This window comes from Ferrimonas kyonanensis DSM 18153, assembly GCF_000425405.1.
GTDB lineage: Bacteria > Pseudomonadota > Gammaproteobacteria > Enterobacterales > Shewanellaceae > Ferrimonas > Ferrimonas kyonanensis.
In genome coordinates, this window is the sequence record NZ_KE384365.1 from 140,753 (window position 1) to 153,186 (window position 12,434).

Annotated in this window: 11 protein-coding genes and 2 other RNA genes; 4 read left to right on the top strand and 9 right to left on the bottom strand. The window is 59.5% G+C overall.

The features are described 5' to 3' along the window. Positions 1 to 87: 87 nt before the first annotated feature. The 7 genes from gcvP to H598_RS0118085 form a co-directional block, all read right to left on the bottom strand. Positions 88 to 2,970, bottom strand: a complete 2,883-nt coding sequence (gcvP, locus tag H598_RS0118055; protein WP_028114254.1) for an aminomethyl-transferring glycine dehydrogenase — start codon at positions 2,968 to 2,970, stop codon at positions 88 to 90. Between the two features lie 90 nt (positions 2,971 to 3,060). Further along, positions 3,061 to 3,450, bottom strand: a complete 390-nt coding sequence (gcvH, locus tag H598_RS0118060) for a glycine cleavage system protein GcvH (protein ID WP_028114255.1) — start codon at positions 3,448 to 3,450, stop codon at positions 3,061 to 3,063. 25 nt (positions 3,451 to 3,475) lie between these two features. Further along, positions 3,476 to 4,570, bottom strand: a complete 1,095-nt coding sequence (gcvT, locus tag H598_RS0118065) for a glycine cleavage system aminomethyltransferase GcvT (protein WP_028114256.1) — start codon at positions 4,568 to 4,570, stop codon at positions 3,476 to 3,478. A 95-nt stretch (positions 4,571 to 4,665) separates the two neighbouring features. Continuing rightward, positions 4,666 to 5,862, bottom strand: coding sequence for an FAD-dependent oxidoreductase (locus H598_RS0118070; protein WP_156897098.1), 1,197 nt, complete (start codon positions 5,860 to 5,862; stop codon positions 4,666 to 4,668). Next, entirely contained in the window at positions 5,856 to 7,076 is a 1,221-nt protein-coding gene (ubiH, locus tag H598_RS0118075) for a 2-octaprenyl-6-methoxyphenyl hydroxylase (RefSeq protein ID WP_028114258.1), read from the bottom strand. Before ubiH ends, H598_RS0118070 begins: the two co-directional genes overlap by 7 nt. Before the next feature lie 51 nt (positions 7,077 to 7,127). Continuing rightward, positions 7,128 to 8,429 (bottom strand): Xaa-Pro aminopeptidase, encoded by a 1,302-nt coding sequence (pepP, locus tag H598_RS0118080; protein ID WP_028114259.1) that lies wholly within the window; start codon positions 8,427 to 8,429, stop codon positions 7,128 to 7,130. 32 nt (positions 8,430 to 8,461) lie between these two features. Beyond that, positions 8,462 to 9,022, bottom strand: coding sequence for a UPF0149 family protein (locus H598_RS0118085; protein WP_028114260.1), 561 nt, complete (start codon positions 9,020 to 9,022; stop codon positions 8,462 to 8,464). A gap of 296 nt (positions 9,023 to 9,318) precedes the next feature. On the opposite strand from H598_RS0118085, the gene H598_RS0118090 reads away from it, so the two are divergent. The 4 genes from H598_RS0118090 (at position 9,319) to H598_RS24900 (ending at position 10,887) form a co-directional block, all read left to right on the top strand. Beyond that, positions 9,319 to 9,657: a cell division protein ZapA gene (locus tag H598_RS0118090; protein ID WP_028114261.1), complete on the top strand. Its 339-nt coding sequence runs from the start codon at positions 9,319 to 9,321 to the stop codon at positions 9,655 to 9,657. 52 nt (positions 9,658 to 9,709) lie between these two features. Continuing rightward, positions 9,710 to 9,892: non-coding RNA, 6S RNA (gene ssrS, locus H598_RS26155), on the top strand. Positions 9,893 to 10,030: 138 nt separating this feature from the next. Beyond that, positions 10,031 to 10,213, top strand: a non-coding RNA gene (ssrS, locus tag H598_RS26160) — 6S RNA. Positions 10,214 to 10,293: 80 nt separating this feature from the next. Beyond that, on the top strand, positions 10,294 to 10,887 hold the full coding sequence (locus H598_RS24900; protein WP_035416198.1) for a 5-formyltetrahydrofolate cyclo-ligase: 594 nt from the start codon (positions 10,294 to 10,296) through the stop codon (positions 10,885 to 10,887). A gap of 1 nt (position 10,888) precedes the next feature. Here H598_RS24900 and H598_RS0118100 read toward each other — a convergent pair whose 3' ends face one another. Both H598_RS0118100 and H598_RS0118105 read right to left on the bottom strand, forming a co-directional pair. After that, the gene (locus H598_RS0118100; RefSeq protein ID WP_028114262.1) at positions 10,889 to 11,923 is read right to left on the bottom strand and encodes a hypothetical protein; all 1,035 of its coding nucleotides are present in this window, start codon (positions 11,921 to 11,923) and stop codon (positions 10,889 to 10,891) included. Further along, a complete protein-coding gene (locus tag H598_RS0118105; protein ID WP_156897099.1) occupies positions 11,920 to 12,378 on the bottom strand; it encodes a hypothetical protein in 459 nt (152 codons plus the stop codon). The genes H598_RS0118100 and H598_RS0118105 overlap by 4 nt, the downstream gene beginning before the upstream one ends. Between the last annotated feature and the right edge of the window lie 56 nt (positions 12,379 to 12,434).

The window sequence follows — 12,434 nt, forward strand, 5'->3', positions numbered from 1 at the left end:
CCATGGCCATCACCGCAGTTGTGTCGGCAGGCACAAAAAAAGCGAGCCCGCAGGCTCGCTTTATACGCCGTCTGTGAATCGACGCCTCTAGTCTTGATAAGCGTCGATGGGCACACAGGCACAGAACAGGTTGCGATCACCGAACACGTCGTCGATGCGATTCACCGTCGGCCAGAACTTATTGTCGCGGGTGGCCTGGGTCGGGAAAGCCGCCAGCTCACGACTGTAAGGTCGGTCATCGAACCCCGGGTCCATGATGTCGGCCTGAGTATGGGGTGCGTTGCGCAGCGGGTTGTTGTCCGCCGGCCACGCTCCGGACTGCACCTTGTCGATCTCATTGCGAATGCTGACCATCGCTTCGACAAAACGATCCAGCTCCACCTTGGACTCCGACTCGGTCGGCTCTACCATCAGAGTCCCCGCCACCGGGAAACTCATGGTCGGCGCGTGGAAGCCGTAGTCCATCAATCGCTTGGCCACGTCCATCTCGGTTACACCACTGGCCTCTTTCAGCGGCCTCAGGTCGATGATGCACTCATGGGCCACCCGATCGTTGCGACCGGTATACAGCACCGGATAGTGCTCGCCCAGTTTGTTGGCCAGGTAGTTACCGGACAACATCGCCACCTGGGTGGATTCTGCCAGGCCGCGATCCCCCAGCATGGCGATGTACATCCAGCTGATGGCCAGAATGCTGGCCGAGCCGTACTGGGCCGAACTGACCGCACCGTTATCCTGAGACACCAGCCCGGTTTTGACAATGCTATGACCGGCCACAAAGGGGGCCAGGTGCGCTTTCACACCGATGGGGCCCATGCCTGGGCCACCGCCACCGTGGGGAATGGCAAAGGTCTTGTGCAGGTTCAGGTGCGACACGTCGGCGCCGATGAAGCCGGGAGCGGTAATGCCCACCTGGGCGTTCATGTTGGCGCCGTCCAGGTACACCTGGCCACCGTGGTGGTGAATGATGTCGCAGATCTCGCGCACCGTCTCCTCGTACACCCCATGGGTAGAAGGGTAGGTGATCATGATGCAGGACAGCCGCTCGGCATGCTCTTCGGCCTTGGCCTTGAGATCGTCCATATCGACGTTGCCCTTGCTGTCGCACGCCACCACCACCACTTTCAGGCTGGCCAGCATCGCCGATGCCGGGTTGGTTCCGTGGGCAGAGCTGGGGATCAGGCAGATGTCACGATGGCTCTGACCCAGAGACTCCTGATACTCCTTGATCGCCAGCAGGCCGGCGTATTCACCGGAGGCGCCGGAGTTAGGTTGCATGCACATGGCGTCGTAACCGGTCACCTTCACCAGCCAGTCCGCCAGGGTATCCACCATGGCGCGGTAGCCCTTGGCCTGTGTTTGCGGGCAGAAGGGATGCAGGTTGGCAAACTCCGGCCAGCTGATGGGCAGCATCTCGGCGGTGGCGTTCAGTTTCATGGTGCAGGAGCCCAGCGAGATCATGCTGTGGTTCAGGGCCAGATCCTTGCCCTCGAGGCGACGAATGTATCGCAGCATCTCGGTTTCGCTGTGGTAGGCGTTAAACACCTCATGGGACAGAATTTCATCCACCCGCACCAGCTGTGGCGACAACGGCGTGGCCGTCTCGGCGTCGATGGCGTCAGCGTCCAGCTTGGTGTCGTTGCCGGTGATCACCGCGTACAACACCTGCAGTGCCGCCGTAGTGGTGGTCTCATCCAGGCTGACACCGAAACGGCCTTCACCGTCGTGGCGCAGGTTGATACGAGCGGCATCGGCGCGGGCCAACAAGGCCTCGGCATCGTCAACCTCAAAGCTCAGAGTATCGAACCAGTTGTCATTAATCAGCGACACGCCGACCTGTTTGAGGCCATGGGCCAGCACCGTGGTCAAACGGTGGGTCCGCTCGGCAATGCGCTTCAAGCCGTCGGGGCCATGATACACGGCATAGAAGGAAGCCATGTTGGCCAGCAGCACCTGAGCGGTACAGATGTTGGAGTTGGCCTTCTCACGACGAATGTGCTGTTCTCGAGTCTGCATCGCCATCCGCAAGGCCGGCTTGCCGCGGCTGTCTTTGGAGACGCCGATGATGCGACCCGGCATGGAACGCTTGTAGGCGTCACGGGTGGCAAAAAAAGCGGCGTGCGGGCCGCCATAGCCCATCGGCACCCCGAAGCGCTGGGCACTGCCCAGCACCACATCGGCCCCCAGCTTGGCCGGGGCGGTCAGTTTCACCAGCGCCAGCAGATCCGAGGCCACACAGACGATGCCTTTGTTGGCTTTCACGTCCGCCGCCAGTTGGCTGAAGTCGGTGACCTGGCCATGGCGATCCGGGTACTGCAGCAGCACCCCGAAGATGTCGTGCTCTGCCGCATTCGCCGCCGGGCCTACCAGCACCTCGATGCCCAGGTGCTTGGCCCGGGTCACCACCACATCGATGGTTTGCGGGAACACGTTGTCGGCGATGTAGAACAGGTTGCACTTCTTATTCTTCGACACCCGTTTGGCCAGCGCCATGGCTTCGGCGGCGGCGGTGCCCTCATCCAGCAGCGAGGCGGACGCCAGATCCAGGCCGGTCAGGTCCATGGTCAGCTGCTGGAAATTCAGGATCGCTTCCAGGCGACCCTGAGCAATTTCCGGTTGATATGGGGTGTAGGCGGTGTACCAGCCCGGGTTTTCCAACACGTTGCGTTGAATCACGTACGGCACGTGGGTGTTGTAGTAACCCATGCCGATGTAGGAGGTGTACACCTGGTTCTGTTCGGCAAAACCTTTGAGGGTCGCCAGCGCGTCCACTTCGCGCTGTGGCTCACCAATGCCCATCAGGCCAGGCAGGCGAATCCCTTCCGGGACAATCTGGGCGGTCAGGTGCTCCAGGTTGTCAGCACCGATGGCCGCCAGCATCTCATGGCGCTGGGTGTCGGTGGGGCCGATATGACGGGGGAGAAATTCGTCCCCGTTAAACAGATGGGACAGAGACTGCTGCTCGCTCATTATCCAAAATCCTTGTTCTGCCAGCGTGGTAGGGTCGCGGCACAGATAAGAAGACAAAAGCCCCTCTGCGGGGGCTTTTTTTATTGTTGTTTATTCGTCGTCGATCACGGTCTGGTAGGCTTCTGCGTCCAGCAGACCGGCCAGCTCAGACTCGTCGGTGATTTTCACCCGGAACAACCAACCGTCGCCAAACGGATCGCTGTTGACCTGCTCGGGGGCGTCTTCCAGCTCTTCGTTAATGGCCACCACTTCACCGGTCAATGGCGAGTAGACGTCGGACGCCGCTTTTACCGACTCTGCCACGGCACAGTCTTCACCGGCATTCACGTCGTCACCCACATCCGGCAGGTCCACAAACACCATGTCACCCAGCAGCTCCTGAGCGTGCTCGGTAATGCCGATGGTGTACTCGTTGTCGCCCTCAGCACGCACCCACTCGTGGGAGTTCGTGTACTTGAGTTCAGATGGAATATTGCTCATTGTTGTGTTTCCCCATCAATGTGTCTTAAAACGCTTGTTTTCCATTACGTACGAAGCTGGGCTTGATCACGCGAACCGTTACCCGCTTTTTACGCATCTCCACTTCGACCTGTTCACCGACACTGCGAGGCACCCGCGCCATGGCGATGGAGTACCCCAGAGTCGGAGAGAAACTGCCAGAGGTAATGATCCCCTGCTGCTCAACGCCGTCGGCATCGGTAAAGAACACCTTAAGGCCGCTGCGAAGCACCCCCTTGTCGGTCATCACCAGGCCAACCAGCTTATCGGTTCCCTGAGCCTTGATGCCCGCCAGGGCATCACGGCCAATAAAATCACGTTCCTGGGGTTCCCAGGCCACCGTCCAACCCATATTGGCCGCCAGTGGATTTACGCTTTCGTCCATGTCCTGACCATACAGGTTCATGCCCGCTTCCAGTCGCAGTGTGTCTCTGGCACCCAGGCCTGCGGGTTTGACGCCAGCCTGCAGCAGTTGTTCCCACAGATCCGCCGCCTGCGCTGAAGGAACCATGATCTCGTAACCCGCCTCGCCGGTGTAACCGGTAGTCGCCAGGAAAAGATCGCCGGCCTGTACGCCAAAGAAGGGCTTCATCCCCGCCACCATCGCCTGTTGTTCGGCAGACAATACCAAAGCGGTGCGTTCGATGGCCTTCGGACCCTGCACGGCGATCATCGCCAAGTCCGGCAGCTCAGACACCGTCACCTCGAAGTCGGCCGCCTGACGACCGATCCACTCCAGATCTTTTTCCCGGGTGGCGGAGTTCACCACCATTCGGTAATGGGTGTCGCTCAGATAATAGGTAATGAGATCGTCGATGACCCCACCCTGGTCGTTGAGCATGCCGCCATAAAGGGCCTTGCCCGCCACCGTCAGTTTGGCCACATCGTTGGCCAGCAGTTTACGCAGGAAGGGTTTAGCCTGGTCACCGGTGATGTCGACCACGGTCATGTGGGACACATCAAACATGCCGGCGTCGGTGCGTACCTGATGATGTTCTTCAACCTGGGAGCCGTAGTTGATCGGCATCTCCCAACCGTGGAAATCCACCATCTTGGCATTGGACTCCAGGTGCTTAGCGTAGAGTACGGTTTGATTCGCCATCTGTGTTCCTTGTCTGGCTTTTTGCCCTTTTGTGATCAGGGTCTATTTTAGGGGTTGGGCGCATTATACCCAACCCTTCTGGTTTGTATACAATTTCACCGTAAGTTGGTGGTGGCAACCCCTAGGGCTTGCTCAATAAACTTCCGCTTTAATCCAGGAATTCGGTTAACCAGCGCCAATCCAATATCGCGAACGCCCTTTTTAACAGGATCTTGTCCTGCGAACAGCCACTTGAATCCGGACATGGCGGCGATCATCTCCTGAGCCGCCGCCTTGCGGGGCCGAGCGTAGCGCTGCAGCAACTTCAGGTCTCCAATATCGCGTCCTTTGGCGGCGGCGTCGTTGATCACGCTCACCAAATGCTCACTGTCGGCCAGCCCCAGGTTGACGCCCTGCCCCGCCAGCGGGTGAATGGTGTGGGCGGCGTCGCCCACCAGCGCCAGCCGTGGCAACACAAAGTCGCGGGCATAACGCATGGTCAGCGGAATGGCGAGACGATCACTGACCACCTCCACCTTACCCAGTGCCGCCTCACTGGCCAGGGTGATGCGCTGACAAAATGCCTCGGCATCGCATTCGATCAACTCCTGTGCCTGCTCCGGCGGCAGAGACCAGACGATGGAACACTGGTTGGGATTCGGCAACGGCAACAACGCCAGCGGTCCCTGTGGCAGGAACACCTGGCGGGCGATGCCTTCATGAGGGCGGCTGCACTGTACCGTGGCCACCAGACCATGGTGACCGTAGTCGCGGAAGCTCAGGGGGACATTGAGTTGCTGTCGCAACCAGGAGTTGGCGCCGTCGGCGGCCACCAACAGCCGGGCACTGAGCATGCCGCCATCCGCCAGAGTGATCCAGGCCTCGTGCTCACCAAAGGCCACCGACTGCGGCGCACCGAAGAAGCAACTGATGTTGGCGTCGTGCTCCGCCTGCTGCCACAGGGCATGGGCAATCACCCGGTTTTCGATGATGTGGCCCAGATCCGGCTGCTGGTAATCGGCGGCATCAAACTCGATGTTGCCGATGCTGTCTTTGTCCCACACCTTCATGCCGGTGTAGGCCGACAACCGCTGCGCCGGCATTCGCTGCCAGGCGCCGAGCCGGCGCAGATACAACTCGCTGGCACGGTTGATGGCGCTAACCCGAACGTCATAGGGGCCGCTGGCCGCCTCCGGCTTGGCGCGGTCGATCACCGCCACCGAAATACCGGCTCGAGCCAACCCCAGCGCCGTGGCCATGCCCACCATGCCTCCCCCGACAATTGCGACCTGTACCGACTGAGCCATTACCATTGTGCTTTCCTTACTGACGAACCTTGCCCCATGGTCTGGGACACCAGTCCCTGCGCCAGGGTAGGCATCCAATCCATGGCCATCAGCCCCAGATTGCGACCCACCTGCAGCACAGGGTTGTTGTTAGAGAACAGCTTCACCAGGCCATTGGTGAGGCTGACGGTACGTTCCACGTCGGCCTGACGGGCGCACCAGTAGTCATCCAGTACCGAGAAGGCGCCGGGATCCGCTTGCTGCTGCAGGCTCAGCTGCAGTCGTTGAGACAGGGTCATGACATCGCGCAGGCCCAGGTTGAAGCCCTGGCCGGCGATGGGGTGAAGAGTTTGCGCGGCGTTGCCGATAAGCACGACCCGGTGATGCACCGGCTTGCTGACCCGCTGCAGGGCCAGTGGGTAGCTGGCGCGTTTGCCCACCTGCTCCACCGCTCCCAGCCGGAAACCAAAGGCACGCTGCAACTCGGCGGCAAAGGCCGCATCACTCAGCTGAAAAATGCGCTCAGCCTGCGGCTGGTTGCGCACCCACACCAGCGAGTAACGGCCGTCGCTCATGGGCAGCAGCGCCAGCGGGCCTTCATCGGTAAAGCGCTCAAACGCGGTCGAACCAACGTTGGCCATGCGCACGTTGGCGATCACCGCCACCTGCTCATAGTCGCTGCGCTGCAGTGGCAAGTTCAGATGCTGGCGAACCCGTGATGTGCCACCGTCGGCGGCCACCACCAGCCCCGCCTTCAGAGTCTGGCCCGAGGTCAGACTCAGTTCGCAGTAGTCCCGATGCTGGCTCATCGACGCCAGCTGATCCGGACAATACAGCTGCACCTCGGTGTCGGCCAACGCCCGGTGCAGCACCGGCCCCACCCGCTCCAGCTCCACCACCTGACCGAGGGCATCCACCCCCTGTTCGGCGGCGCTCATCCGTACCTGGCCCCAGTGACCACGATCGCTGACATGAATGCGGTCGATGGCCGCCGCGCCACCGGCCAGCAAGGGCCACAGCCCCAGTTGCTGGTAGTGCTGCACCGACCCGTGGGCCAGGGCAATGGCGCGGCTGTCGAAACCCGGGTGGTCAGTGTCACTGACTGGCCTGGCTTCAATCAGTGCCACCCGCCAGCGACGCGGCGCCTCGCCGGCAGGGCTGAACTCCTGCTGCGCCAGAGCCAACGCCAGCGTCGTGCCGGCCATGCCGCCACCCACAATTGCAATATCAACCTGTTGCATCACATACTGTCCGTAGAGTGCGTCCACGGCGGCCAACGACCGCCGCAGCCTTTACATGGCCATGATGGCCTCAATCTCGTCAATCTCTTTGGCCACCGAAGCGGTCAACACTCGATGACCGTCCTCGGTCACCAGTACATCGTCTTCCACTCGAATGCCGATGCCTCGCCAGCGGGGATCGACTTCGGCATCGGGGCCAATGTACAGACCCGGCTCAATGGTCAGTACCATACCCGGCTCCAGCGGACGGCTGCGATCCGGACTGTGGTAGTCACCCACATCATGAACATCGATGCCAATCCAATGGCCCAGGCCATGCATGTAATACGCTTTGTAGGCTTCGTCGGCGATCAGGGTATCGACGTCGCCCTCCATGATCCCCAGCGCCACCAGGCCACCCACCATGATCTGCAACACCCTGTGGTTAGCCTCCTTGATGGAGACCCCGGGCTTGATCATCTCGATCGCGGCTTTCTCCGCTTCCAGCACCAGGCTGTACAGCGCTTTCTGGTCGTCGCTGAAACGGCCATTGGCGGGGAAAGTTCGGGTAATGTCGGCCGCATAGCCCTGATACTCGCAGCCGGCATCGATCAACACCAGCTCACCGTCGCCCATGGGGGCTTCATTTTCGGTGTAATGCAAAATGCAGGCGTTGTCGCCACTGCCAACAATGGTGTTGTAGGCCATAAAACGGGCCCCCAACATGGCGCAGTGATGGGCGATTTCCGCCTCCAGTTGGTATTCGAACATGCCGGGACGGCAGGACTGCATCGCCCGAATATGCGCCTTGGCACTGATCTCACCGGCCTGGGCCATCACCGCCACTTCCGCCTCCGACTTATGCAGACGCATCTCGTGCAATTGCGGACGCAGATCCAGCATCTGCGACGGCGATTTGAGACCGCGCCGGCTACCGCCGCGCAGCGTCGTCAGCAACTCGGCCACCACGGCGTCACCGCGGGCACACTGTCCCGGCAAGTAGCCCAGAGTGTCACTGCCATTAACCAGATCCGGCAGCAACTCCGCCAACTGACCGATGTCATAGGCTTGATCCACCGCCAGTTCTCCGGGAGCGGCATCGACGCCGAGGCGCCGACCGTGCCAGATCTCCGCCATCTTGTCGGTGGGACGAACAAACAGCACCGACTCCGGACTCTGGCCCGGACGCAACATCAACACCGCATCCGGCTCATTGAAGCCAGTCAGATAGAAAAAGTCGCTGTTCTGGCGAAAGTGATACTCGGTGTCGTTAGAGCGAGTGCGCTCTTGGGCCGCAAACAGCAACGCCACGCTGCCTTGAGGTAGGGCCTGAAGCAACTGTTGCCGATGAGCAACGAAATCCTTGATTTCCATGGGCCTGAATTCCTATTCCATAGTTGTCGTTATCAATGCAGGGTTTTATCACCGGGCAGGGTGCCGAACTCCAGCAGGCATTTCCAGCAGGTATCGACGACGTGATCCACCAACACCGAAAAGCCCTCGGCATTCTCCTGGTTGTCTTCGACGTCAAACTCGACCTGAGTGATTTCACGCAAGTCACCCAGCATCTCGCCCAACTCCCCCTTAACGGTATTGAAGGACGGCTGCAGCCGGGCCAACCCAAGGAAGAAGCTCTGAATCCACTCAATCAATGCTTCCAGCCGCTCCGACAGGGCTTCGTCTTCATCGGGCAGCAGTGGCTGGAACGGCACTTCCGGATCTTCGGACAAGCCGTTATCGATGCAGCGATAAACGTCTTTCATCACCTGCTCAAGTTCGCCGCTGAATGGCTGGCCGTCATTGGCCAGCTCCAGGAAACTCTTCTGCCACCCTCGCTTGTCCAGGCGAATGCCGCCACAGACCAGGCCCGTCATCAGGCCGTGGAACTCACTGGGCAACATAGTCAGGTCTGACTTGTTCAGCGCCGCTTCCAGCTTATTCATCAACAAAGGTGAGTTACATTTCATGAGTTTAATTCCCGCATTAGAAGTGAGCTCATGCTATCACGGGCAACTGCAACGCTCCATATCTTCGCCCTTACCGCCAGGCCGAGATCGTCGCCGAATCCACGTCAGTCCCCGCCGCCGCCCGACGCCATGACCATGCCACTGGGCAGAAACCGGATTCCACAATCCACGCAGCCGCCACTATCTGTGCTAATCTAGCAATATCAATGCCATTGAGCCCATGACACGCCTTCGGCATTGAACAATTCGTCACGCCGATATACAGTCGGCAACCAGCCAGGTTACCGGGAACCAGAATGAGCTCCAACACCATTGAAATTACGTTACTTGAACGGGTATACACCATCGCCTGCCCACCGGGAGAAGAGGCCACCCTTCAACACGTCAGCCAACTGCTGAATCGTCGTTTCATGGAGCTGAAACAACGCAACGCCCTGCTGACCATCGATCAGCTGGCGGTAATGGCGGCCCTGAACCTGACCCATGAATTGCTCGCCTACCAGACCCGTGCCGATGAACAGCAACAACTAACATCGAAGCGAATTCAAGCACTTGAGAAAACAATTGCACAGGCTTTGTGCGATCGCGCAAAGGAGCGACCGAAATCGGTTGAGTCCGACTCCGAGCCACAATAGACTGAAGACGTAGGGTTAAGGCGCCGTAAGGGTTTTGGCTCTACACTTATTGAGCTCCCTGTGGTGTTCGCCAGTAGGTTATGTCCCTGGCCGATGCTTACAAACCAAGGGGTCACTGCTCGTTGCTATTGTGCAGGCTCGGCACGTACCGAGAAGCCTACGGTGATGACAGCGATTCCGCCCTGAACCTACGGTTCATGGGCTTACGCCTGACAGCGGCATCTACGGGGAAACTCACGCCCATGCGGCTTCAAATAATTGCACAGGCTAAGTGCAATGGTGCCTCTGCCACAATCGGCGTCCGCCATCTCCGTCCACTCGGCGGCTAAGGCTGGATTCAGGTACCGCCAGCTAGAATGCTCTACAGATACTGAGCTCCCTGTGATGTTCGCCAGTAGGTTATGTCCCTGGCCGATGCTTAAGATCCAAGGGGTCACTGCTTGTTGCTATTGTGCAGGCTCGGCACGTACCGAGAAGCCTACGGTGATGACAGCGATTCCGCCCTGAACCTACGGTTCACGGGCTTACACCTTACAGCGGCATCAACGGGGAGCACCATCTCTCGGTACTCGCCTTCTTCCTGCTCCGGTTTTGCGGTAGGGTAACCTCACCCTCGATTCCATCGATCCCTGAATCATGACTTGTACCGATCCCCGACAGACGCTCAGGAAACAGCTGCGCCAGGCCCGCAGGGCCCTGACTCAATCCCAGCAGCGGCTCGCCGCGGAGCAACTGTGCCAGCGACTGAGTCAGCAGCCACAGATTCAACACGCCCAGGTTATCGCCCTGTACCTGCCCCAGGACGGCGAACCCGATCTGCAGCTTCTGACCCAAAAGTTATGGCAACAGGGGAAAACCCTGGCACTGCCGGTGATGCACCCGTTTTGCCGGGAGCGAATGCTGTTTCAGCGCTACGCCCCCGACACTCGACTCAAACCCAATCATTTTGGCATCGCCGAGCCCTACTGGAACCAAAGCGAACTGGTGTTGAAACATCAGCTGGAGGTCATGCTGATGCCGCTGGTGGGATTCGATGCACAGGGACACCGGTTAGGAATGGGCGGCGGTTTCTACGATCGCTTTCTGGCCGGGCCAAACCGTCCCCGCCACCTGATTGGCATCGCCCATCAATGCCAGCAGGTTATCTCGCTGCCGCCGCAACCCTGGGACATCGACATCGACGCCATCGCCACGCCTGCGCAGTGGCTGCAGTGTCAGCCAGGGCGTTAGTTCAGAAGTTATAACTCAGCATCAGGGTCACCAGGTTGGCCTCGCTCGACTCCCCCATCACCTGGGGCGGCAGAGTAAACTGGCCACTGCTGCCATTGCGGGCATCCGCCAACTGGTACTCCAGGTTGACCGACAGATTCGGCAACCAGTTATAGCGGACACCGGCAATGTAACTGGTGGACTCCAGCCGCTTCCAGGCCTGGGATACCATCACATAAGGCTGCCACAACTCCAGGTGCCAGGCAGCGGCCACGTAAGCGGCATGCTGCAGTTTGTCGCGCTCAAACTCGGCCCACAGCTCCCACTGATCAAACTCATAGCGACCACCGAGGGAGAACACATCCAGCGTGTCGGGATCACCCCCCACCTCAAAATCGGCATAAAAGTAGGTGAAATTGAGCAGGAACCGAGCGCCGTGCAGCTTGAGGTTGATGCCGGCCTGCACCTCGGTTTCGATCTCCAGTGTCGACGGCCCGAAATCCACATTCTCATGGTTATGACCGCCATAAAAAGGATGCAGCTGCAGCTGCAGTTCATCGCCGAGGCTGTAGTTGTACAACAGGTCGATGCCATTAAAGGCGGTGATCCCCAGCATGGTGCCGTACACGTCGATGGGGGGCCGAGCCCAGGGGTAAGCGTTGCCCACGTAGTAGTACTCCGAGGCCACAAACAGCGGCAGTCGCAACCGGCCACCTCGAGCCTCAAGATTGTCGGTCAACTGCCAGCCCAGATAGCCCCACTCAAACTGAGGATCGGAAAACGTATCCTGCGGCCGTTTCACCACCTGTGCCGACGCCCGCCACGAGTCACTGAGCTGAGAGTCCAGCTGCAACCCCACCGTGGTGTCACAATCGAAGCACCAGTCATCATCGAAGCGACGGTGAATGTACAGCGGCGTGGCGTTGTCGCTCTTGGCCGCCGACACCGAGGCAAATCCCGACAGCACCAGGTAATCATCCCATAAGGCGATGCCCGCCCAGGCCGGTCCGGCAACCAGTCCCAAGGCCATCATCAACACAACGTTTGCTGCTCTCATCGACCCACTCCCTGTTCGATATCGAGAATAATCCGCGCCCCCTGGGGCACCTGTTGCCGATCCACATAGGCGATGCCTCTTGGGTGGTCAGACAGCCACTGTAAGATGGCTTCGGAGGACGCCTCCCTGATGGCGTCTGGTGGCTGCCCCTTGCCAGAAAACGCCATCCGCGCCCGGCGGCTGTTGATCTGGGGGATGGATTTATTCAGAAAGGATTTGTAGAAGGTCTGTTTTTCCAGGCTGCCCTCGGGCCAGTCCACCAATTCCACCTTACCAAAGGCCTCGATGGATCTCAGCTTGCCCAAGTACAACATTTTGGCCTTGCTTTCGCTGATGGCGGGCATGGCATCATTGAGGGTGATCAGCACATAATCGCCACACAGGCCAACGCCTGGCCACATCAGTGCCAATACAAGCAGCAGCCTCCGGCCACCAATTGTCCAAGGTGTTTTCATCAACGCCCATCCTTGAGCAGCAAAATTGAGATTAGTTGCTAGGCTTTAGCTAACAG

Bases quoted from the DNA above. Each gene is read 5' to 3' on its own strand.
- gcvP (WP_028114254.1), bottom strand. From the start codon at position 2,970: ATGAGCGAGCAGCAGTCTCTGTCCCATCTGTTTAACGGGGACGAATTT.
- gcvH (WP_028114255.1), bottom strand. From the start codon at position 3,450: ATGAGCAATATTCCATCTGAACTCAAGTACACGAACTCCCACGAGTGG.
- gcvT (WP_028114256.1), bottom strand. From the start codon at position 4,570: ATGGCGAATCAAACCGTACTCTACGCTAAGCACCTGGAGTCCAATGCC.
- H598_RS0118070 (WP_156897098.1), bottom strand. From the start codon at position 5,862: ATGGTAATGGCTCAGTCGGTACAGGTCGCAATTGTCGGGGGAGGCATG.
- ubiH (WP_028114258.1), bottom strand. From the start codon at position 7,076: ATGCAACAGGTTGATATTGCAATTGTGGGTGGCGGCATGGCCGGCACG.
- pepP (WP_028114259.1), bottom strand. From the start codon at position 8,429: ATGGAAATCAAGGATTTCGTTGCTCATCGGCAACAGTTGCTTCAGGCC.
- H598_RS0118085 (WP_028114260.1), bottom strand. From the start codon at position 9,022: ATGAAATGTAACTCACCTTTGTTGATGAATAAGCTGGAAGCGGCGCTG.
- H598_RS0118090 (WP_028114261.1), top strand. From the start codon at position 9,319: ATGAGCTCCAACACCATTGAAATTACGTTACTTGAACGGGTATACACC.
- H598_RS24900 (WP_035416198.1), top strand. From the start codon at position 10,294: ATGACTTGTACCGATCCCCGACAGACGCTCAGGAAACAGCTGCGCCAG.
- H598_RS0118100 (WP_028114262.1), bottom strand. From the start codon at position 11,923: ATGAGAGCAGCAAACGTTGTGTTGATGATGGCCTTGGGACTGGTTGCC.
- H598_RS0118105 (WP_156897099.1), bottom strand. From the start codon at position 12,378: ATGAAAACACCTTGGACAATTGGTGGCCGGAGGCTGCTGCTTGTATTG.